Annotated in this window: 17 protein-coding genes and 1 riboswitch; of the genes, 10 read left to right on the forward strand and 7 right to left on the reverse strand. The window is 72.5% G+C overall.

Translation table 11 applies throughout. From position 1 onward, the window contains the following. Positions 1–46: 46 nt before the first annotated feature. Complete coding sequence (locus ACN267_RS28775) at positions 47–1,009, forward strand: aldo/keto reductase (protein WP_204957707.1); 963 nt, start codon at positions 47–49, stop codon at positions 1,007–1,009. A gap of 156 nt (positions 1,010–1,165) precedes the next feature. Here the strand turns inward: ACN267_RS28775 and ACN267_RS28780 are convergent, their stop codons facing one another. Both ACN267_RS28780 and ACN267_RS28785 read right to left on the reverse strand, forming a co-directional pair. Continuing rightward, positions 1,166–1,708 carry a hypothetical protein gene (locus ACN267_RS28780; protein ID WP_204957708.1) on the reverse strand — a complete coding sequence of 181 codons (543 nt, stop codon included), beginning with the start codon at positions 1,706–1,708 and terminating at the stop codon, positions 1,166–1,168. A 75-nt stretch (positions 1,709–1,783) separates the two neighbouring features. After that, positions 1,784–7,603, reverse strand: a complete 5,820-nt coding sequence (locus ACN267_RS28785) for a ThuA domain-containing protein (RefSeq protein ID WP_421490060.1) — start codon at positions 7,601–7,603, stop codon at positions 1,784–1,786. Between the two features lie 337 nt (positions 7,604–7,940). Beyond that, positions 7,941–8,050, forward strand: a riboswitch (TPP riboswitch). On the opposite strand from ACN267_RS28785, the gene thiE reads away from it, so the two are divergent. From thiE to thiC, 7 genes are all read left to right on the forward strand, one after another. Beyond that, on the forward strand, positions 8,045–8,671 hold the full coding sequence (gene thiE, locus ACN267_RS28790) for a thiamine phosphate synthase (RefSeq protein ID WP_204957710.1): 627 nt from the start codon (positions 8,045–8,047) through the stop codon (positions 8,669–8,671). It overlaps the preceding riboswitch by 6 nt. Then, a complete protein-coding gene (gene thiO / locus ACN267_RS28795; RefSeq protein ID WP_421490061.1) occupies positions 8,665–9,735 on the forward strand; it encodes a glycine oxidase ThiO in 1,071 nt (356 codons plus the stop codon). Before thiE ends, thiO begins: the two co-directional genes overlap by 7 nt. 10 nt (positions 9,736–9,745) lie before the next feature. Continuing rightward, on the forward strand, positions 9,746–9,946 hold the full coding sequence (gene thiS / locus ACN267_RS28800) for a sulfur carrier protein ThiS (RefSeq protein ID WP_204957712.1): 201 nt from the start codon (positions 9,746–9,748) through the stop codon (positions 9,944–9,946). A gap of 5 nt (positions 9,947–9,951) precedes the next feature. Further along, positions 9,952–10,722: a thiazole synthase gene (locus tag ACN267_RS28805; RefSeq protein ID WP_421490062.1), complete on the forward strand. Its 771-nt coding sequence runs from the start codon at positions 9,952–9,954 to the stop codon at positions 10,720–10,722. Continuing rightward, on the forward strand, positions 10,719–11,420 hold the full coding sequence (locus tag ACN267_RS28810; RefSeq protein WP_421490063.1) for a thiamine phosphate synthase: 702 nt from the start codon (positions 10,719–10,721) through the stop codon (positions 11,418–11,420). The genes ACN267_RS28805 and ACN267_RS28810 overlap by 4 nt, the downstream gene beginning before the upstream one ends. After that, the gene (gene thiD / locus ACN267_RS28815) at positions 11,417–12,205 is read left to right on the forward strand and encodes a bifunctional hydroxymethylpyrimidine kinase/phosphomethylpyrimidine kinase (protein ID WP_421490064.1); all 789 of its coding nucleotides are present in this window, start codon (positions 11,417–11,419) and stop codon (positions 12,203–12,205) included. The genes ACN267_RS28810 and thiD overlap by 4 nt, the downstream gene beginning before the upstream one ends. A 17-nt stretch (positions 12,206–12,222) precedes the next feature. Then, entirely contained in the window at positions 12,223–13,815 is a 1,593-nt protein-coding gene (gene thiC, locus ACN267_RS28820) for a phosphomethylpyrimidine synthase ThiC (RefSeq protein ID WP_421490065.1), read from the forward strand. A 323-nt stretch (positions 13,816–14,138) separates the two neighbouring features. On the opposite strand, the gene ACN267_RS28825 is transcribed toward thiC, so the two are convergent. The 4 genes from ACN267_RS28825 to ACN267_RS28840 all read right to left on the reverse strand — a co-directional run bounded on the left by ACN267_RS28825 (position 14,139) and on the right by ACN267_RS28840 (position 18,407). After that, the gene (locus ACN267_RS28825) at positions 14,139–16,277 is read right to left on the reverse strand and encodes a hypothetical protein (protein ID WP_421490066.1); all 2,139 of its coding nucleotides are present in this window, start codon (positions 16,275–16,277) and stop codon (positions 14,139–14,141) included. 86 nt (positions 16,278–16,363) lie between these two features. Beyond that, a complete protein-coding gene (locus ACN267_RS28830) occupies positions 16,364–16,672 on the reverse strand; it encodes a cupin (protein WP_204957717.1) in 309 nt (102 codons plus the stop codon). Then, the gene (locus ACN267_RS28835) at positions 16,669–17,625 is read right to left on the reverse strand and encodes an LLM class F420-dependent oxidoreductase (protein WP_421490067.1); all 957 of its coding nucleotides are present in this window, start codon (positions 17,623–17,625) and stop codon (positions 16,669–16,671) included. Before ACN267_RS28835 ends, ACN267_RS28830 begins: the two co-directional genes overlap by 4 nt. Then, positions 17,622–18,407, reverse strand: coding sequence for an ABC transporter ATP-binding protein (locus ACN267_RS28840; RefSeq protein ID WP_204957719.1), 786 nt, complete (start codon positions 18,405–18,407; stop codon positions 17,622–17,624). Before ACN267_RS28840 ends, ACN267_RS28835 begins: the two co-directional genes overlap by 4 nt. A 260-nt stretch (positions 18,408–18,667) precedes the next feature. On the opposite strand from ACN267_RS28840, the gene ACN267_RS28845 reads away from it, so the two are divergent. Then, the gene (locus ACN267_RS28845) at positions 18,668–19,699 is read left to right on the forward strand and encodes an ABC transporter substrate-binding protein (RefSeq protein WP_204957720.1); all 1,032 of its coding nucleotides are present in this window, start codon (positions 18,668–18,670) and stop codon (positions 19,697–19,699) included. A 101-nt stretch (positions 19,700–19,800) separates the two neighbouring features. Next, complete coding sequence (locus ACN267_RS28850) at positions 19,801–20,664, forward strand: ABC transporter permease (protein WP_281902781.1); 864 nt, start codon at positions 19,801–19,803, stop codon at positions 20,662–20,664. Positions 20,665–20,738: 74 nt separating this feature from the next. Here ACN267_RS28850 and ACN267_RS28855 read toward each other — a convergent pair whose 3' ends face one another. Next, positions 20,739–21,920, reverse strand: coding sequence for an ABC transporter substrate-binding protein (locus ACN267_RS28855; protein WP_204957721.1), 1,182 nt, complete (start codon positions 21,918–21,920; stop codon positions 20,739–20,741). Positions 21,921–22,109: the final 189 nt, after the last annotated feature.

Raw genomic sequence — 22,109 nt, forward strand, 5'->3', positions numbered from 1 at the left:
ACCGGGCGTGGTCGTCGCCGGTCGGGGCCGGTCCGGCCGGCATAGGGTGGATCTCGTGACTGAGATGACCTACCGCCGGCTGGGCGACTCCGGGCTCGTGGTGTCCGTGGTCGGCGTCGGCTGCAACAACTTCGGCCGCAAGCTCGACATCGACGGCACCCGGGCGGTGGTCGACGCCGCGCTCGACGCCGGGATCACCTTCTTCGACACCGCCGACATCTACGGCGAGCCGCCGGGCGGCTCGGAGGAACTGCTCGGGCAGGCCCTCAAGGGCCGGCGGGACGACGTGGTGCTGGCCACCAAGTTCGGCATGTCGATGGGCGGTCGCAACGGCCGCGACTTCGGGGTTCGCGGCTCCCGGCGGTACGTGGTGCGGGCCGTCGAGGCGTCGCTGCGCCGGCTCGACACCGACCACATCGACCTCTACCAACTGCACGAACCCGACCCGGACACTCCGGTCGACGAGACGCTCGCCGCGCTGGACGACCTGGTCCGCGCCGGCAAGGTGCGCTACCTGGGCAACTCCAACTTCTCCGGCTGGCAGATCGCCGACGCGGACTGGACGGCGAAGACCCGGGGGCTGACCCGGTTCGTCAGCGCGCAGAACCACTACAACCTGCTCCACCGGGACGCCGAGGTCGAGATCATTCCGGCCTGCGAGCGGTTCGGCCTGGGCCTGCTGCCATTCTTCCCGCTGGCCAACGGGCTGCTCACCGGCAAGTACCGGCGGGACACCGCCCCACCCGCCGGCAGCCGCCTCGCCGGTGGCGGCCGGTACGCCGAGCGGCTCGCCGCCGCCCGCTGGGACACCATCGAGGCGCTGGAGACGTTCGCTGCGCAGCGGGGTCTCACGCTGCTCCAGGTGGCCATCGGTGGGCTGGCCGCCCGACCGGCGGTGGCCTCGGTCATCGCCGGCGCCACCACCGCCGAGCAGGTCCGGGCGAACGCCGCCGCCGGCACCTGGCAGCCCACCGACGACGACCTCGACGCCCTGGACGCCCTGCTCTGAGCCGACGGTCGGGCGGGGAGACGGGTCCGGGCCGGTCGGAGGCTGACCTGCCCGGACGAGTTCCGGCCTGGCAGGGCCGACGCTTCGGCCCCGGACACCGGTGGGTGTCCGGGGCCGATCGGTCGTCGGTGGGTGGCGGGAACCGGTGCCGGGGCGTCAGCCGCCCAGACCGGCCGGCTGGTCCCCGGGTCCGAGGTCGACCCGGCGACGACGCCACAGCAGCGCCGCCGCGGCGACGACCACCACGAGTCCGCCGGCCAGCCACGGCCACCACCGCACCCCGGCCGGATCGGTCCGGTCCGCCGGGCGTTCAATGGCGACCGGTGACGGCGACTGGGCCACCCGGGCCTGCACCTGCGCCGTCGCCGTGCTCTGGTACGGGGCGGGGGCGCTGACCGTCACCCGCCAGTCGCCGGGGGAGAGCAGCGGGCCGCTGCTGTAGAAGCCCTGACCCTCCCCGGCCGGCTCGATCTGCACCGGACCCGCCGTCCGGCCACCCTCGCCCTCAGCGGTCAGGGTGAGCCGGACCAGCTGGTCCAGCCGGTGCCCGTCGGCGTACACGGCCATCACGGTGACCCCGCCGGCACCGTCACCGGCCACGGTCAGCTTGATTTTCCCGCCGTGCGCCGCCGCCGGGCCCGCAGGCAGGGCCACCAGGACCGCCACGACCAGCGCGGCAAGGGCTCTCAAGCTACGCATCGACGTCTCCTTCCGATATGGAGGGGGCCGCCCCCACCGTCGGTGTCGACGGTGGGAGCGGCCCCGTGGTGCTCCTTACAGCGAATCGCCCTCGGCGATCCGGGTGGGGTCGGCACCGAGCCGGCCGGCCCCGTCGACCGACTTGTTGTCGTTCGCCTTGACGCCGGCCTTGGTGGCCGCGCCACCGAGCCGGACGATCATGGCGTCGGCGTCCCGGACCAGCACGTCCCGGACGTCGGTGTCGGTGACCACGGCGGTGTCGGTGGCCAACGCCTTGAAGGCGGTCAACTGCTGCACCGCCCGCTTGTCGTTGCCCGCCGCCTCGGACTCCCGCACCGCGTCCAGCTTGTTGGACAGCTGGCGGTGCGCCTTGGTGGTGAGTCGTCCGGTCGCCTTGAACCGGTCCAGCAGGTTCTGCATGTCCCGGAACGAGGTGGTGACGAAGAACCGGACCGTCGAGGTGGTGGAGTTGCCCGCCTTGTCGGTCGCGGTCACCGTCAGCTCGTGCAGGCCGAGCGGCAGCTCGTACAGCGCCTGCAGGGTGCCGCTGGCGTACGCCCGGCCGTCCAGCACGCCGGAGGTCGTCTTGATGCCGGAGGTCGGGTCGACCGCCTGCCACGAGATCCGGACGTCCTGGCTGTCACCGTAGAGCTGGCCGTCGGCGATGCCGGAGACCAGCAGCGTCGGCTTGGTGCCGTCGATCTTCACGACCGCCGACTTGAGCGCCTCGACGTTGCCGGCGGCGTCGGTGGCCCGGTACAGCAGCTCGTGCGTGCCGTCCCCGGTCACCTCGACCGGCGTGGTGTACGCCGTCCAGGCGCCGCCGTCGAGCGACCACTCCAGCTTCTTCACCCCGGAACCGGCGTCGGTGGAGGTGATCACCACCGGGACGGTGCCGTTGTGCCAGCCGTCGTCGTTGGCCGGGGCGAACGACGCCGAGCTGACCGGCGCGGTGGCGTCGATCTTCACGGCGACCTTCTTCGTCGCCTCCACGTTGCCTGCCGCGTCCGTCGACCGGAACCGCACCTCGTGCGTGCCGTCCCCGGTGACCTGCACCGGCTCGGTGTACGCGGTCCAGGTGGTGGCCCCGTCGAGCTGGTACTCGGTGCTCGCCACCCCGCTACCGCCAGCCTCGTCGGCCGCCGCCAGCGTCACCGTGACCGGGCCGGTGTACCAACCCTCGGTCGGGGTGCCGGAGACGGTGGCCGTGGTCACCGGGGCGGTCGTGTCGGCCGCCTTGGTGGAGAGCCGGAAGTAGTCGAACGAGGCCGTCTTGGAGGTGGCCGCGTTCGCGCCGAGGGTGAACAGACCGACCTTCGGGGTGGCCCCGACGGCGGTGTTCGTCAGCGTCTCGAACGTCGTCCACTCCTGCCCGTCGGCCGAGTACGACGCGGTGAAGGTGTCACCGGCGCGGGCCAGCCGCAGGTACCACACCGCCGAGGTCAGGTTGGAGACCTGCGGCTGCGGGTTCTGCGTCACCCCGGCGACCTCGCCACGGAACTCGATCCGCCGCGACGGGGTCTGACCTGCCTGGTTGTCCACGATGAAGTCGAACTTGACGTAGTTGTCGTCGTCGGCGTGGACGATCAGACCGGCCTGCTGGTACTGCTCGGCCAGCGCGCTGCCGTCGACCTTCGTCTCCAGGGTCCAGTCGCCGCTCGGCGCGGTCTGGAGGATGAAGTTCGTCGGCCCGGTGTTGCTGGTGCCGTAGATGTCACCCTTCGGCACGTCGATCTTCAGCGCGCCGTCGGCCACCCGGTAGGCGGCCGGGTCCTCCCGGAGCACCGCGTTCCACCGGCACTTGTCCAGCGTGGTGCCGGTGAACTCGTCCGACGGGTCCACCGGGCCGGCCGGGGCGTCCGGCGAGACCACGAACGAGTCGAACACCGCGTCCACCACCGGGGCGGTGGTGGCGCCGTTGAGGGCGAGCAGACCGATCCGCGGGTTGGTGATGCCGGCCAGCGCGGCGGACCGGCCGACCGGGGTGAACGTGGTGCCGTCGGTCGAGAACTGCGCGGTCAGGTTGGTCCCGTCGCTGATCAGCCGCAGCCAGATGGTGTCACCGGCCGGGGCGGCCACGGCGTCCGCCGAGTCGTTACGCGGCGTACCGGCGGTCTCCCGGATGAACTCCACCTTGCGCGAACCGCCGTAGAGCAGGTCCACCTTGGCGTAGTTGTCGTCGTCGCCGTAGATCAGCAGGCCGGCCTGCTGGTAGTCGGCGGTGACGGGCACGGTGACCTTCGTGGTGGCCTGCCAGGCCCCGCTGGGTGCGGGCTGGAGCACCAGGTTGGTCGCGTCGTTCCGGGAGCCGTACAGGTCACCGGAGGCGGTGGGCAGTCGCAGCGCCCCGCCGGAGACCGAGTAGAGCTGGTTCTCCCGGACCACCGACCAGCGGTCCTTGTTCAGGCTGTTGCCGGTGAACTCGTCCGACCGCGCGCCGAGGCACGAGTTGGTCGGCGCGTCCACCTTGACCGGGACGGTGGCGTAGGACTTCGCGCCCCGGCTGTCCGTCACCGTCAGGGTGGCGGTGAAGGTGCCCGGGGTGGTGTAGGTGTGGGTGGCGTTCAGGGTCGTCGCCGTCCCACCGTCACCGAAGTCCCAGGCGTACGTCAGCGGGGTGTCACCCTCGGTGTCGGTGGCCGTGCCGGTGAAGGTCACGGTGACCGGCGCGGTGCCGGTCGCCGGGGTGGCGGTGGCCGTCACCTGCGGCGGCGCGTTGTCGGTGACGCCCCGTCCGATGAAGTCCATCCAGTTGACGTTGAACAGCGAACCCGCGCCACCGGCCGGGTCCTTGGCGACGAAGTACAGCGCGCCCTCCGCACCGGCCGTCACCGGCGCGGTCACGTCGACGAACTGCTGCCAGCCGCCCGTGCCCGGCACGGTGGCCGTGGCCACCACCGGACCGTCGACGGCACCGGCGTGCACGTCGATCCGGCCGCCCTGGACCTCGGAGGCCACCCGGAACCGGATCTGCTCGACCCCGGTCAGGTTGGCCGGGACGAGCGACCACCAGTCGCCGTCCTCGATGAAGCCGATGTTCTGGCCGCCACCGGCGGGGTCGGTGGTGGTCTCCTTCTGCACGCCCGGGTCACCGCCGCCGGTGCTGCCCGGGGCCCGCCCGGTGGCCGTGAAGTACTCGGCCTGCTTGCGCTTGGGCTGGAGGATCTCGATCGCCCGACCGGTCAGCGGGCCGGCGCCGCCGGTGCCGCCGTCGTCGGTGTAGGTGGCCTCGAAGACCGCGAAGACGTTGGCCTCCGCGCCGTGCCCGGACGCCAGCGAGGTCTGCACGGTGCCGGTGCAGCCGGTGTGCTGCTCCAGCGGGTGGGCGTGCTCGTCGTGGCCGAGCAGCACCTGCAGCTGTACCCGGTCACAGTCGACGGTGCCGTCCTCCGGGTCGGTCACCTTGATCGTGTACTTGACCTGGTCGCCCCAGTCGAAGAAACCGCCGCTGGGCGGGAACTCGATGGTCACCGTCGGGGCGGTGTTGCCGACCGTCACCGGCACGTTCGCCACGGCGGTGCGGCCCTTGGGGTTGGTCACGGTGAGCTGCGCGGTGTAGTCGCCGGCCGCGGTGTAGGTGTGGGTGGGGTTGGCCTCGGTGGAGGTCTGCCCGTCACCGAACTTCCACGCGTAGGTCAGCGTGCCGCCGTCCGGGTCACGGGACCCGGCGCTGGAGAAGTTCACGGTCAGCGGCGCGGCCCCGGAGGTGGGGTCGGCGCTGGCCTCGGCGATGGGGGCGCGGTCACCGGCGGTGTAGTCGATCCGGTAGACCCCGGAGTCGTCGTTGTTGCCGCCGAACCCGGTGCCCCACTCGATCATGTAGAGCGCGCCGTCCGGACCGAACTCGAAGTCCATCGGGCGGATCATCGGCATGCCGGTGAGCAACTGGTTGATGTCGACCAGCGTCTTGCCGTCCTCGCTGACCTGCATCGTGTACATCTTCGACTGGTTCCACTCGCCGAGCAGCGCCTTGCCGTCGTAGTACGCCGGCCACTTGCGGCTCGACGTGCTGTCGGCGTCGTAGCGGTAGACCGGGCCGCCCATCGGGGCGCCGCCGCCGCCGATCTCGGGGAAGCGCGGGTCGCCGGCGTAGCCGTAGTCCACCGTCGCCGCGATGGCCGGCGGCAGGTTGGTCAGGCCGGTGTTGTTGGGCGAGTCGTTGACCGGCGCGGCGCAGTCGAACTTCGCCCCGCTCGGCCCGGACGGGAAGGTGTAGTCGTTGTACGCCTTGTTGTTGCCGGTGCAGTACGGCCAGCCGTAGTTGCCGGCCGTGGCGACGATGTTCCACTCCACCAGACCCTCGGGGCCCCGGTTCGGGTTGGCCGCGGAGGCGTCCGGCCCGTAGTCGGCGACGTAGAGGGTGTCGGTCTTCTGGTCGACGCCGATCCGGAACGGGTTACGGAAGCCCATGCCGAAGATCTCGGGACGGGTCTTCGCGGTGCCCGGGGCGAACAGGTTGCCCGCCGGGACGGTGTAGGTGCCGTCGTCCTCCGGGTGGATCCGGATCACCTTGCCGCGCAGGTCGTTGGTGTTGCCGGCGCTGCGCTGCGCGTCGTAGTCCTGCCGGCCGGCCCGCTCGTCGATCGGGGTGAAGGCGCTGGACTCGAACGGGTTGGTGTTGTCGCCGGTGGCCAGGTAGAGGTTGCCCTGCGAGTCGAAGGTCATGCTGCCGCCGGCGTGGCAGCAGGTGTTGCGCTGGGTGTCGACCTGGAGCACGACCTTCTCGGTGGCCTTGTCGATGGTGTCACCGTTGACGGTGAACCGGGACAGGTAGTTGCGCGGGGCGCCACCGGCCGGTGCGTAGTACAGGTAGATCCACTTGTTGGTGGTGAAGTCCGGGTCGAGGCGCAACCCGAGCAGGCCGTCCTCGTTGCCGGTGAACACGTCCAGCCGGGTCGCGGTGACCGTGTTGCCGGTGTCCGGCTTCACGATCTGCACCCGGCCGTCGCGCTCGGCGTAGAACACCCGGCCGTCCGGAGCGATGTCCAACTCCATCGGGTTGTTGGTGTTGCTGTCGAGGGTGACCTTCTCGAAGTTCGCGGTCTTGGTGGCGCCGCAGTCGGCGTTCTCGACCCCGGCCGCGGTGCGGATGCCGCCGAGCAGGTGGCTGAGGAACTCCGGCTCGGTGTACGACGCCTGGGTGTGGCCGCCGCCGGTGTACCAGGAGCGACCGCCGTCGTAGTCCTGGCACCAGGCGGTGGGGTGGTCGGCGCCCATCGCGCCGGCACCCGGGCTGTAGGACTTCTCGTCCAGGCTGGCCAGCACGTGCACCTTGGAGCGCGGGTTGGTGCGGAAGTTGTACCACTCGTCGAACCGGGACCAGCGGTCCGGCAGGTCGGCGGTCGACGGGTGCGCGGGGTCCTCGACCTTGACGGTGGCCTGCTGGTTGGCCGGGTGGCCGGAGAAGTACGCGCCGACCAGGTTGCCGTACCAGGCCCAGTCGTACTCGGTGTCGGAGGCGGCGTGCACGCCCGCGTAGCCGCCGCCGGCCTTGATGTAGCGCTCGAACGCGGCCTGCTGGGTGGCGTCGAGCACGTCACCGGTGGTGGAGAGCCAGATCACCGCCTGGTACTTGGCCAGGTTGGTGTCGTTGAAGGCGGCTCCGTCCTCGGTGGTGTCGACGGTGAAGCCGTTCTCGGTGCCGAGCTTCTGGATCGCGGCGATGCCGGCCGGGATGGCGTCGTGCCGGAATCCGGCGGTCTTGGAGAAGACCAGGACCGAGAAGGGTTCGGCGGCGGCTGCCGCCGGTGCCGGTGCGGCCTGTGGCAGGGCCGCCGCGGCGGGAGCGGCCTGGGCGGCGGTGCCGCCGATCAGGCCGCCGGCAAGTAGGGAGAGGGCCAGTAGACCGGCACCCAGTGGGCCGCGACGTGCGCGGCGATGGCGGGATGGAGACACTCCATGCTCCTTTTGTCCGTGCTGGACAGTGGTGGGGGCATGGGGACGACTCGCCGCAGACCGTCCCCGGTCGGATCGGTGTGGGCCCGCCGAGGTCCGCACCAGTGGCGATCAGGTGCGGGCCACGCCGAGGCTCCGCACCGGAATAATGTCGATCGGTTGAACAAATTAGCGCCGCTGGATTGGTTTCCGGCAAGGCATGAGCATGTAACGATTCGGTATCGGCGACTCGCTTTTCCGGCTTATGTGGATACAAGCCCACAACCGTACGCATCGATGGTCATGGATCAATCTAACACCCCTTGGCGGATCAGCGGATCTGTCGTACGGTCACAGACACGTGACCCACGGGAGCCCGGTACACCGGGCTGAGAGGGGGGCTGAGAGCCCCCGACCGTCGAACCTGATCCGGGTAATGCCGGCGCAGGGAGGAGAGTTGCCGTGCCGTCCCTCGGCCGACTGCATCTGATCACCGACACCCGCCCCGGGTGCGACCCGCTCGCCGTCGTGCGGGCCGCCCTGCCGGTGGCCCGCGCCGACCTGGTCGTCCAGGTCCGGGTCGACGACGACACCACCGACCGGCAGGCCTACGACCTGGCCCGACGGGTGCGCGCGCTCTGCGTGCCGTACGGGGCGACCTGCCTGGTCAACGACCGGCTGCACGTCGCCCTCGCGGTGGACGCGCACGGCGGCCACGTCGGCGCGGACGACCTGCCCGTCGCGGCGGCCCGCCGGGTCCTCGGCCCCGACGCCGTGCTCGGCGCGACCGCCCGGGAACCGGACGCCGCCGCCCGGGCGGTCGCCGCCGGAGCCAGCTACCTGGGCGTCGGCCCGTGCCACCCGACCGCCACCAAGACCGGCCTGCCCGACCCGATCGGCCCGGCCGGGGTCCGCGCCGTCGTCACGGCAGTCGACGTGCCGGTGATCGCCATCGGCGGGATCACCGTCGCCACGGTTCCGGCGCTGCGGGCCGCCGGGGCGTACGGGGTGGCGGTCGTCGGGGCGCTGTCCACCGCCGCCGACCCCGGCCGGGTCACCGCCGAACTGATCGCGGCGCTGACGTGCTGACCCGGCCCGACGTCGCCGTCGTGGGCGCGGGGCCGGTCGGGTTGGCGATCGCCTGGCGCTGCGCCACCCGGGGCCTGCGGGTGGCCGTGCACGACCCGGCCCCCGGCTCCGGCGCGTCCCGGGTCGCCGCCGGGATGCTCGCCCCCGTCGCCGAGGCGTACTTCGGGGAACGGGAGCTGACCGGGCTGCTCACCGAGTCCGCCGCCCGCTGGCCGGGCTTCGCCGCCGAGCTGGCCGAAGCCACCGGAACGGAGTTCGGGTACCGCACCGACGGCACCCTCGTCGTCGGGCTGACCGGGGACGACCTGGCCGAGGCGCGCCGGCTCTGGTCGTACCAGCAGGGGTTGGGGCTGCCGATCAGCGCGCTGCGGCCGTCGCAGCTGCGGGAACGCGAACCGGCGCTGACCCCCCGGCTGCGCGGCGGCGCGGTCGCCCCCGGCGACCACCAGGTCGACCCGCGCCGACTGGTCGACGCGCTGCGGACCGCCGCCGTCCGGGCCGGCGCGACCCTGCTGCCCGGCGCGGTGACCCGACTGGCCGAGGTGGACGCGCCGGTCGTCGTGGTCGCCGCCGGCTGTGGCACCGCCGCGCTGACCGGGCTGCCGGTCCGCCCGGTCAAGGGCCAGGTGCTGCGGCTGCGCGCGCCCGATCACCGCCCGCCCGGCTTCCGGCACGTCATCCGGGGGCACGCCGACGGCGAGCCGGTCTACCTCGTCCCCCGCGCCGACGGCGAGGTGGTGCTCGGGGCGACCGTCGAGGAGCGCGCCGACACCGAGGTGACCGCCGGGGCGGTGCTGCGACTGCTCCGCGCCGCCGTCGACCTCGTCCCCGAACTCGCCGAGTACGCGCTGACCGAGGCCACCGCCGGACTACGCCCCGGCACCCCGGACAACGCGCCGATCCTCGGCCCGCTGCCCGACCGGCCCGGCGTGCTCGCCGCCACCGGACACCACCGGCACGGCATCGTGCTCACCCCGGTCACCGCCGACCTGATCACCGACCTGATCGTCACCGGTCGGCCGGACCCGCTGCTCACCCCCTACACCGCCGACCGGTTCCACTGAGGAGGACAACGTGCGACTGATCGTCAACGGCGTCGGACGCGAGTTGGCCGGCGGCACGACCGTCGCGGACCTGGTCGCCACGGTCACCGGGCAGCGGCGCGGAATCGCCGTCGCGGTCAACGGCGAGGTGGTCCCCCGGGGCGGCTGGCCGGCGACCGTGCTGCGCGACGGCGACCGGGTCGAGGTGCTCAGCGCCGCCCAGGGCGGGTGACCCGGATGCCCCTCACCATCGCCGGACAGACTTTGCCCTCCCGGCTCATCCTCGGCACCGGCGGCGCGGCCAACCTGCACGTGCTGGAACAGGCGGTCCGGGCCTCCGGCACCGGACTGGTCACCCTCGCCCTGCGCCGGGTCGACACCGCCCCCGGCACCGCAGGTGGCCTGCTCGACCTGCTCGACAGGTGCGCGGTGCGGCTGCTGCCCAACACCGCCGGCTGCTACACCGCCGCCGAGGCGGTCAAGGTCGCCCGGCTGGCCCGGGAGGCGTTCGACACCGACTGGGTGAAGCTGGAGGTGATCGGCGACGAACGCACCCTGCTCCCGGACGGGGTGGAGCTGCTGCGGGCCGCCGAGGAACTCGTCGCCGACGGATTCGTCGTGCTGCCGTACACCTCCGACGACCCGGTGCTGGCCCGCCGGCTGGCCGACGTCGGCTGCGCGGCGGTGATGCCGGCCGGTGCGCCGATCGGTTCCGGACTGGGGATCACCAACCCGCACCACATCCGGCTGATCCGGCAGAGCGTCGACGTGCCGGTGATCCTCGACGCCGGGATCGGCACCGCCTCCGACGCGGCGCTCGCCATGGAACTGGGCTGCGACGGGGTGCTGCTGGCCAGCGCCGTCACCCGGGCCGCCGACCCGACGGCGATGGCCACCGCCATGCGGTACGGCGTACGGGCCGGGCGGCTCGCGTACACCGCCGGGCGGATCCCCCGGCGCTTCCACGCCCTTGCCTCCACCCCCGACGACGGAAGACCCGACCTGTGACCCGCCCCGCCACCCCGCACGGGGTGGTGCTGCTGACCGACCGGCTGGTGGCGCGCGGGGACCTCGTCGACGTGGTCGCGGGGGCGGTGCGCGGCGGCGTGCGGTGGGTGGTGCTGCGGGAGAAGGACCTGCCCCGCGCCGACCGGGCCGCGCTCGCCGTTGACCTGCGGGCCGCCCTGACGCAGGTCGACGGCACCCTGATCGTCGCCGGCCCCGACCCGCTCGACGACGGCTCGGACGGCTCCGACCCGCTCGGCCCGGACCCGGGCGGTGCCGGTGGGGCGGTGCATCTGCCGGCGGCCGGGCCGTACCCGCCGCCTGCCCTGCGGCTCGTCGGGCGGTCCTGTCACGACGCTGCGGAGTTGGCCCGGCTCAGCACCGAGCACTACGTGACGCTCTCGCCGGTCTGGACCACCCGCAGCAAACCCGGCTACGGCCCACCCCTGCACCCGGACGGGCTGCGCCGGCTGGTCCGGCTCAGCCCGGTGCCGGTCCTCGCCCTGGGTGGCATCGAGACCCCGCAGCAGGTGACGGCCTGTGCCGAGGCGGGCGCGGTCGGGGTGGCGGTGCTCGGCGCGATCATGCGGGCCGCCGACCCGGCCGAGGTCGCCGCCACCCTCACCAGCGCCTTCCCGTCGACCCGCCGGACGACGGACCGTATCCCGGTCGGCGGGGCGCGGCCTGAGGAGACGACATGACACCGACGACAGTGCTCACCATCGCCGGCTCCGACTCGGGGGGCGGCGCCGGCATCCAGGCCGACCTGAAGGTGTTCGCCGCCCTCGGCGCGTACGGGACCAGCGTGCTGACCGCCGTCACCGCGCAGAACACCCGGGGCGTGGACGCCGTGCTGCCGCTGCCGCCGCGCACCGTCACCGAACAACTCGACAGCGTGCTCGCCGACTTCGCGGTCCGGGCGGTGAAGACCGGGATGCTCGGCACCCCGGCGGTCGCCGACGCGGTGGCCGAGGCGGCGAAGGCGGGCCGGCTGCCGCACCTCGTCGTCGACCCGGTGCTCGTCGCCACCAGCGGACACCGGCTCGGGGTGGTCACGGCCGTCGAGCGGCTGCTGCCGTACGCCCGGGTGGCGACGCCGAACTGCGCGGAGGCCGCCGCCCTCACCGGAGGCCCGGTGACCACGGTCGGGGAGATGGTCGCGGCGGCGCAGGCCCTGGCGGCCGGCGGGCCCGAGTTCGTGGTGGTCACCGGCGGCGACGTCGACGCGGCCGGCGAGTCGGTCGACGTGCTGGCCGGCGGCGGCACGACCACCCTGCTGCGCGCCCCCCGGGTGGACACCCGGCACAGCCACGGCACCGGCTGTTCGTTCTCGGCGGCGATCGCCGTCCGGCTGGCCGCCGGCGACCCGGTGCCGGTCGCGGTCGCCACCGCCAAGGAGTACGTCACCCGCGCGCTGACCGGCGCGCGGGGTTGGGAACTGGGCGCGGGACGCGGCCCGCTGGACCACTTCGGCTGGTCCCGATGACCAACAGGGAGGCTGTCATGCAGGCACGTCGCAAGGTCTACGTCGAGGGGTCCCGGCCGGACGTCCGGGTGCCGTTCGCGGAGGTGGAGCTGGCCGGGGACAACCCGCCGCTGCGCCTGTACGACACCTCCGGCCCCGGCTCGGACCCGCAGGTGGGGTTGCCGCCGCTGCGCGGGCCGTGGATCGCCGCCCGGGGGGACGTCGCACCGGTCCGGGGCGCCGGCACCCCGCTGGCCGGCGTCGACGCCAAACGCCCCACCCAGCTCTGTTACGCGCGGGCCGGCGTGATCACCCCGGAGATGGAGTTCGTGGCGGTCCGGGAGGGCCTGCCGCCGGAGTTCGTCCGGGACGAGATCGCCGCCGGGCGGGCGGTGCTGCCGCTCAACGTCAACCACCCCGAGTGCGAGCCGGCGATCATCGGCAGGGCGTTCCTGGTGAAGGTCAACGCGAACATCGGCACCTCGGCGGTGACCTCGTCGGTCGCCGAGGAGGTGGAGAAGCTGACCTGGGCCACCCGGTGGGGCGCGGACACCGTGATGGACCTGTCGACAGGCAAGCGGATCCACGAGACCCGGGAGGCGATCGTCCGCAACTCGCCGGTGCCGATCGGCACCGTGCCGATCTACCAGGCGTTGGAGAAGGTGGGCGGCGACCCGGTCAAGCTGAGCTGGGAGGTGTTCCGGGAGACCGTCATCGAGCAGGCCGAGCAGGGTGTGGACTACATGACGGTGCACGCGGGGGTGCTGCTGCCGTACGTGCCGCTGGCCGTCGACCGGGTCACCGGGATCGTCTCCCGGGGCGGCTCGATCATGGCGGCCTGGTGTCTGGCGCACCACGAGGAGAACTTCCTCTACACCAACTTCCGGGAGCTGTGCGCGATCCTCGCCCGGTACGACGTGACGTTCTCCCTCGGTGACGGGCTGCGCCCCGGCTCGATCGCCGACGCCAACGACGAGGCCCAGTTCGCCGAGCTGCGTACCCTCGGTGAACTGACCCGGATCGCCTGGGAGTACGACGTGCAGGTGATGATCGAGGGTCCCGGTCACGTGCCGATGCACAAGATCAAGGAGAACGTGGACCTCCAGCAGGAGTGGTGCCACGAAGCGCCGTTCTACACCCTCGGCCCGCTGACCACCGACATCGCCCCCGCGTACGACCACATCACCTCGGCGATCGGGGCCGCGATGATCGGCATGTACGGCACCGCGATGCTGTGTTACGTCACCCCGAAGGAGCACCTCGGGCTGCCCGACCGGGACGACGTGAAGGCCGGGGTGATCGCGTACAAGATCGCGGCGCACGCGGCCGACCTGGCCAAGGGGCACCCCGGCGCGCAGGCCTGGGACGACGCGCTGTCCAAGGCGCGGTTCGAGTTCCGCTGGGAAGACCAGTTCAACCTGTCGCTGGACCCGGAGACCGCGCGTTCCTACCACGACGCGACCCTGCCGGCGGAGCCGGCGAAGACCGCCCACTTCTGCTCCATGTGCGGCCCGAAGTTCTGCTCCATGAAGATCACCCAGGAGCTGAAGGAGTACGCCGCCCAGGGCATGCAGGCCAAGTCGGCAGAGTTCCGCTCCACCGGCAACCGCGTCTACCTCCCCCTCGCCTGAGCGACCCGGGCAACGACTCGGCCCCGCTCCACCCGCTCTGCCCCGCTCCACCCGTCCTGCCGGCTCCACCCCGGTCTGCTCCGGTGATCAAGAGGTTTGCGTCAGATTTGCGCCGGCGGATGACGTAAAGCTCTTGATCACCGCGCCCCTGGGCCGTGTCGGTGGCTAAATATCCGGTTCGTCGGGGTTTGGTGCTGTTGATCAAGAGGTTTGCGTCAGGTTTCGCCTGCGGGTTGACGTAAAGCTCTTGATCACCGGGGCAAATCGGGGGCGGGGCGGGGCAAATCGGGGGGGCGGGGCGGGGTGGGGTGGGGTGGGGTGGGTCAGTCGTGGTGGTGGTGGCGGCCGGTGGTGCGTAGTGAGCGTCGGCCGCTCTCCCGGTCCGGTTCGTTGTCGGCCAGGGGCTTGCTCAGGCCGGTGACCCAGTCGACGTATTCGTCGTCCGGCGCCGCCGACGTCCGGTCGGCCTCGTCCGTCGGAGCATCCTGCGGGGAGCGGTTACGCCGGAACAGTCCCCGTCGGCTGCGGGCCTTCCCGGTCGGCTCCGGAGCGCTGCCGCCGTCCGGAGCGGGATCGGCCTGGTCAGGATCGACGGAGGGACCCTCCGACGGTGCGGTGCCGGTGGACTCCTCCGGCTCCCAGCGGAGACTGACAGGCTTCGGAGCACCCGGCTGCCCGGCGGGTGCGGGAAACGGCAGGGTCGCTCGGGCCGGTCCGGGTCGGTGGGCATCGGTCGGCTGGTCGTCCCCGCCGTCACCGGATCCTGCGCCGGGCGAGGGCTCGGGTGGCCCGGCGGGGACCACCGCAGCTCCGGTCGCGGTGGACCGGGCATGGCTGGCCCGCTTCGCCCGGGGCTTGGGCGTGGCCGCGGGCTCGTCCCCGGCACCTGCCGGCCCCGCTGCGCCGACCTCACCGCCGGTCTGTTCGGCCGGTACCGCCATCCGCTGGCCGGAACGGCCTCGCGGCGACCCGGTCCGGTCCGACCCGGTCCGGTCCGACCCGGTCCGGTCCGACCCGGCCTGTGCGGGCGACGTCGCACCCGCTCCGTGCCCGGCCGGCCCGTTCGGGGCCGCTGGCGTCAAGTCCCCGGTCGGCTGGTCCGGGCCCGGCGTGGTGTGGGGTGCGTGCCGGTCGGCGACCGTGGCGGCGGGGTCCGGCCAGTCCCAGTGGGCCGGGTGGCGACCGGTGCCCGGCGCGTCGGGCGACGGCCACCCCGCCGTGCCCGGCACCGCCGGCACCCCGCCGACCCCCGGCGTGGTGTCGGCCGGGGCGCCGGAGACGGTGGCCCTCCGCGGTGCGGTGGCAGCGGGCCGGTCGGCGGCCCGGGAGCGGGTGACGTCCGGCTGGTCGGGGAGGAGGGGGCGCGTGGCGGCGCGCCGCTCACCGGCGACGCCCCCCACCCCGCTCAGGTCCACGGTGACCGGCTCGTCCCCGCCGGTGCCGGCCAGTTCGGAGCCGGTGAGGACGGTGCCGGCCGGGTCGGTGCTGGTCCGGGTGGCCCGGTCCGGGCCGGAGCCGGCCGGGTCGGTCACGGCCGGGTCGGTCACGGACGGCAGCGGGGCGAGGATGTCGGTCGGTTCGATCGCCGTCTCGCCGTTGCGGCGGGCGGAACGGGTGGGCAGCAGCGGCCAGCGCAGCAGAGTGGCGGCGACCGAGCCGAGCGCGCCGGTGACGACCGCGATCACCGCGCCGTAGTACGGGGCGAGCTGGTACCGGTCGACCTGGTCGCCCGGCCCGGCGGTCAGGTAGGCGAAGGCGAGCAGCACCGGCCCGGCCACCCCGGCCGCCCCGCCGATCAGCCGGGGGTGTCCCCGTCGCCGGGCCAGTCCACCGGTCACCGCGCCGGCCACCAGCGCGATCACGGGCAGCAACAGCATCGCCACCCGCTGTGCCCGGTCCGGTCCGAGCCACGAGGGTTCCAGCACCCCCAGGCGTACGGTGCGCAGCGGCTCGCTGGACAGTACCGCCGGTGCGACCGACAGGAGCGCGACCAGCCAGATCGTCCCGCCCAGCAGGGCGACGTTCCAGCCCAGCGGGGGGCGCAGCAGGACGGCCGACGCGGCGCCCGCGCCGACCACCGCCCCGGCGACCGCGCAGATGCCGACCGCCCAGACCGGGTCGACGGCGTTCAGGTCGGCGGCCCGGGCGGGCTGCATGCAGAGTGGGGCGACGACCAGCGCGCCGAGCGCGGCGACGCCGGAGATCGCGAGCTGGACGGGGGTGCCCTCGGGCAGCCCCTCGCGCCGGGCGAGCCGGCCGGTGAGGACCGCGCCGACCACGGCGGCGGTCACCGCGAACCAGCCGACCCAGGCGAGCTGGGCCGGCCAGCGGTTGACGTCGGTGAAGTCGCCGGTGAGTCGGACGATGCCGAAGCCGTACGCGATGCCGAGCTGGCCGGCCCCGGCCAACATGCTCACCCCGAGTGCGGTGAGCAGCAGTTTGCCCCACGTCCGAAAGGCCATGTGGCGCACGTTACGGCCCGGTGCCCCCGATCGCCACTGCGGCGCGGCGTGCCCGTGACGACCTGTTACCCAAGCTCTACCAGCGACTACTTCAACTCGACCAGGCGGGCCAGGTAGGTCGTCTCCCCGACGTTGGTGAGCATGTGGACGGCACCCGGGTCCCGGTAGACCACGCCGCCGGTGGGTTCGTCGGCGTCGATCCGGGTGCCGTCGACCGTCTGCACCACGTTCTTCGCGCCCTCGATCGCCACCACCAGGTACGGGTGGTCGTGCCGGTGCAGCGGTTGCCGCTCGCCCGGGGCCAGCCGGATGTGCCAGACCCGCACCCGGTCGTTCTCGAAGACGATCTCCTGGCCGACCGGGCCGAGTTCGAGGTCGTGCGTCACGTCGGTCATCGGGTTCCGTCCAGTTGGGGGAGTACCTCGGTGGCGATGAGCTCCAGGTGGTCGAGGTCGTCGAGTTCGATCAGCCGCAGGTGGACCCGGGTGGCACCGATCGCCGCGAACTCGCCGATCCGGTCGACGAGCTGGGCGGGGGAGCCGACCACCGGGTCCTCCGGGGGCAGGGCGCTCTTGACATGCAGCGGCGCGGCCCGACGGTGGGCTTCGGCGTCGGTACGCCCGATCGCCACCACGATCCCGGCGGAGAGCACCAGCGGCGCCCGCCCCGACTCGGCCCGGCCGGCCCGGTCGCAGGCTTCCCGCACCCGGTCGTACGCCTCGGCGGTCTCCCCGACCGACGTGAACGGCATGTTGAACTCGTCGGCGTACCGGGCGGCGAGGTCGGGGGTGCGCTTCGGTCCCCGGCCGCCGACGATGATCGGCGGGCCTGGTTGCTGGACCGGTTTGGGCAGGGCCGGGGCGTCGACGAGGCGGTAGTGCTCACCGGCCCAGCTGTAGGTCTCGCCGACCGGGGTGCGCCACAGCCCGGTGACGATCTCCAACTGCTCGGCGAGCCGGTCGAAGCGTTCGCCGACGCCGGGGAAGGGGATGCCGTACGCGATGTGTTCCCGCTCGTACCAGCCGGCACCGATGCCCAGGTCGACCCGTCCGCCGCTCATCTGGTCGACCTGGGCGACCATCAGGGCCAGCGGGCCGGGCAGCCGGAAGGTGGCCGAGGTGACCAGGGTGCCGAGCCGGATGCGGGAGGTTTCGCGGGCGAGCGCGGCGAGGGTCAGCCAGGCGTCGGTGGGGCCGGGCAGCCCGGGTTCGTCGCCCATCGCCCGGTAGTGGTCGGCCCGCAGGAACGCGTCGAAGCCGCCGGCCTCGCAGAGCCGGGCGAACCGGAGCTGGTCGTCGTAGCTGGCGCCCCGGTGCGGCTCGGTGAACACTGCCACCCGTACGGTCATCGTCCCTCCACCCCGGCTGTCGCCGGCAGGTCCCGTTCCATCAGCAGTTCGTGCAGGTCGGCGCTGACCCGGGCGACGTCGGCCAGGTGTGCGTTGCGGCCGAGGGTGCGGGGCCGGGGGATGTCCACGTCGACGATCCTGCGGATCCGCCCCGGGCGGGGGCTGAGCACGACCACCCGGTCGGCGAGCAGCACCGCCTCGTCGATGGAGTGGGTGACGAAGACGACTGTCGCCCCGGTCTCCATGTGCACCCGTTGCAGCTCACCGGAGAGTTCCTCGCGGGTGAGCGCGTCCAGGGCGGAGAAGGGTTCGTCCATCAGCATCACCCGAGGTTGGCCGATCAGCGACCGGCACAGTGACACCCGCTGCTGCATGCCGCCGGACAGTTCGTGTGGCAGCCGCTTCTCGAAGCCGGCCAGGCCGGAGAGTTCCAGCAGTTGGCGGGCGCGGTCGCGGTGTTTGGCCCGGCTCCAGCCGAAGATCTCGGCGGGCAGCAGCACGTTGTCGAGCACGCTGCGCCAGGGGAGCAGGGCCGGCTTCTGGAAGAGCATGGCGACGTCCCGGCGGGGCCTGGTGATCCGGCTGCCGGCTACAGTGATCTCGCCACCGCTGACCGGAAGCAGCCCGGCGATCATCCGGAGCAGTGTCGACTTGCCACATCCGGAGCGGCCGAGCACGGCGACGAACTCGCCCTCGGCCACGTCGAGATTGATCCCGCGCAACGCCTCGACCCGCCCGGAACGGCCGTCGAACGTACGCGACACATCGGACAGTCGGATCATCGCCGTCGGTCTCCCCTGATTCGGCGGTCAGGAATCCGACAAGGATATCCCCAGCGTGTTGGCCGCTCACTGTCCGGGGTGGAGTGGAGTTGTTTCCGTTCCGCAACCCGATCCGCCTGGTGTGGTGACGGTGGGTGTCTCGTACGCTGTGCCAGCGAAGAGTCCCTTCACGACGGCGGCTCGGTGCCCCCTCACGCCGTGCCGCCGACCGACAACCCCCTCCGGGTACACCGCCCGGTCGGAAAGGACATGGTGCACAGATGACAAGGCTGACCCGCACGGTCGCCGCGGCCACCCTGGCCACCGCCCTCGCCCTGGTCTCCGCCTGCAGTGGCGGGTCCGACTCGGCGGACGCAGCAAAGACCGGCGACGGCTCGTCGCTGGAGAAGGTGACCTACCTCACCTCGTTCGGCAACTTCGGTCGTGACTCCTACGCCTGGGTGGCGAAGGACAAGGGCTTCTTCAAGGAGGCCGGCTTCGACGTGGAGATCAAGCCCGGTCAGGGCACCGGCGCGGTCATCCAGACCATCGTCGGCGGCCAGGCCGACTTCGGCCCGATCGACCTGACCGGCGGCCTGCTCCAGGTCGGCAACGGCCAGGCCAAGGACTTCGTGGCGGTGGCCGCGATCCAGCAGCGCACCATGGCCGCCATCGTCTCGGTCGAGGGCAAGAACATCGCCACGCCCAAGGACCTGGAGGGCAAGAAGCTCGCGGACACCCCCGGCTCCGTCGTGCGCAACCTCTTCCCGACCTACGCCCGGATGGCCGGGGTGGACTACACCAAGGTCACCTGGGTCAACGACCAGGCGCAGAACCTGATGGGCACGCTGGCCTCCGGCCAGGTGGACGGGATCGGCCAGTTCGTCGTCGGCCAGCCGACCGTCGAGGCGGTCACCAAGAAGAAGCCCGTCGTGCTGCCGTACAGCAACGTCATGCAGGACCTCTACGGCAACGCGCTGATCACCTCCAGCAAGATGGCCAAGGAGAACCCGGACAAGGTGAAGAAGTTCACCGCAGCCCTGCTCAAGGGCCTGGAGTACGCCCTGGCCAACCCGCAGGAGGCGGCCACGATCCTGAAGAAGAACGTGGACGCCACCAACCCGGCCGCCGCCGCTGCCGAGCTGCAGCTGATGGCCGGCTACGTCCGCTCCAGCAACTCCGGCACCGCCATCGGCACCCTGGACAGTGACCGGGTCGCCAAGAGCATCGCCATCCTCCAGGGCGCCGGCGCGCTCAAGTCGAACATCACGCCGGACCAGATCATCAACTTCGACCTCGTACCGAAGGCCTGACCGGCACCGACGGTGCCACGGGGGTGCGACCCAGCGGTTCGACCGGTGGGGCGCACCCCCGTCGTGTGCCGGCCCACGCGCCGGCAGGAGAGGAGGACCCTGTGACGGAGTCGATGACCCGTCCCGTACCCGGGTCGGCCGGACCACCGACCGCCGTGCCGACCGTGCCCCCGACGCCCCGCCGGTCACCCTGGTCCCGGATGCGCCCCGCGACGGTCGGCCTGCCGCTGCTCGGCCTGGTGGTCACGCTGGCCGTCTGGTGGGCGGTCACCTCCGGGCTGCACCTGGTGCACCCGGCGTCCCTGCCGCCGCCACAGGCGGTCGGGAGTTCACTGACCGCGTCGGCGGACGTGCTCCTCCCGGCGCTGGGCACGACCACCCTGATGACGGTGCTCGGCTTCCTGCTGTCGGCGGTCGCCGGGGTGCTGATCGGGATGACGCTGGCCGCCTCCCGGCGGGTCGAGCGGATGTTCGCCCCGCTGCTGGTGGCGATCAACGCGGTCCCGAAGATCGCGTTGGGGCCGCTGCTGGTGGTCTCGGTCGGCTGGGGGACCAAGCCGATCCTGACCATGGTGTTCCTGCTCTGCTTCTTCCCGATCGTGCTCTCCACCGCCACCGGCCTGACCACCACCCCGGCGGACCTGGCCGAGCTGGCCCGGTCGTTGAACGCCTCCTGGTGGCAGTCGTTCCGCAAGGTCCGGTTCCCGGCCGCGCTGCCGCAGATCTTCGTCGGGTTGAAGGTGGCGATGCCGCTGGCCGCGATCGGCGCGGTGATCGGGGAGTTCTACTCCGACAAGCCGGGTCTGGGCTACCAGATCCTCCAGTACAACGGCGTCGGCGACACGGCGACCGCGTGGGCGGCGATCGTGCTGATCGCCGCCATGAGCATCCTCCTCTATTCGGCGTTGTCCCTGGTGGAGCGGCTGGCCCTGCCCTGGGTCCGGGCCACCACGTCGGCCCGCTGACCCGCTCCGGGGCGACCCCCGACGCCACTGACGGGCCGACCCCACCTGGGGGCCGGCCCGTCAGCGTGTGGTGGTCAGCCCGCCAGCCGCCACCGCCCACCGCGCGCGACGAGCGTGGTCAGCGCCTGCGGCATCAGGCCGGAGTGGTTGTCCGGGGTCATCCGGATCGGCCCGGACAGACCGTCCAACTGGGACGTCTCCAGCACGTCGCGCAGGCCGTCCCGGTTGACCTTGCCGTCGGGGCCGCCGGAGCGCAGCGCCGAGTCGGCGATCAGCTGCACGGCGTCGGCGGCGAACGACGACAGTCCGTTGTAGCCGCCGAACCGGGCGGTGTAGTCCTGGAACCACTGCCGGCGGGCGGCCTTGGCCGGGGTGGTGGCGATGACGTCGTCGATCACCATGGTCTGCGTGAAGATCATCGTGGCCCGTTCGGTGGCCTGGCCGGAACCGCCCAGGAAGAGGTCACCGGCGGCGGCGGCGTCGAAGAAGAGCGACCCGCCGTAGCCGGACTGGTCGGCGGCGGTGGCGGCGAGGGTGGCCTGCTCCGGCGGGGTCCAGATGATCAGGGCGGCGGGGTCGCGGTTGGTCAGCCGGCGCACCGGTGCGGCCAGTTCGGTGTCGGTGGTGCGGACCGCCTCGGCGCGCACCCGCTTGATGGTGGTCTTGCCGAACTCGGCGTCCAGCGCGGTCAGACCCTCGCGGCCGTAGTCGTCGTCGCTGTGCAGGACGCCGACCTCGGTGATCCCGCGTCGCCGCAGTTCGGCGGTGAGCGCGGAAGCGTTGTCGGCCGCGTTCGGCGCGAGCTTGAACACGTACCGGCGTTCGGTGACCGGGCTGGCGACCGTGCCGGACGGGGCGAGCGCGATGGTCGGGATCTTCCGCTCGTTGATGGTGCGCACGGCGTCGACGGCGCACTGGTTGCAGCCGCCCATGATGATGGCGTTGACCGTGGCGTCGTTGCTGAAGTCGCCGATGTTGCGCAGCGATTCGGCGGCGTCGGAGCGGTTGTCCTTGACCACCAGCCTGACCTTCCGGTCGCCCAGGGCGCCGGACGCGTTCAACTGGTCGACCTTCAGTTCCAGGGCGCGCTGGTACGCCTTGCCGACCGGTGCGGCGGCACCGGAGAGTTCGAGGTCGGCGGCGATGGTGATCGGGCTGCTGTCCTTCTCTGCCGCGCCGAACGAGCAGCCGGTGAGCGTGGCGGCCAGCACGGCCGATGCGAGCGCCACGATGGTCGCGGAGCGGATGGGGCTCAACTCAGTCCTCCAGGTGCGGCGCGGGCGAGGCCCGGTCACCGCCGCTAGTCCGTCCTCAGTGGAGAAACGGGATTGTGTGCCGTACGGTGTGCGCGAAAGCCTGCAAAACCTTGCCAATGCGGGGGCGTGCGGTCAAGCGCGATGCTGACGGCGGTTTCGGGACGCGAATCTCACATTGTGGGGACATCA

The organism is Micromonospora sp. WMMD734 (assembly GCF_049178975.1).
In the GTDB taxonomy this organism is placed as follows: Bacteria; Actinomycetota; Actinomycetes; order Mycobacteriales; family Micromonosporaceae; genus Micromonospora; species Micromonospora wenchangensis.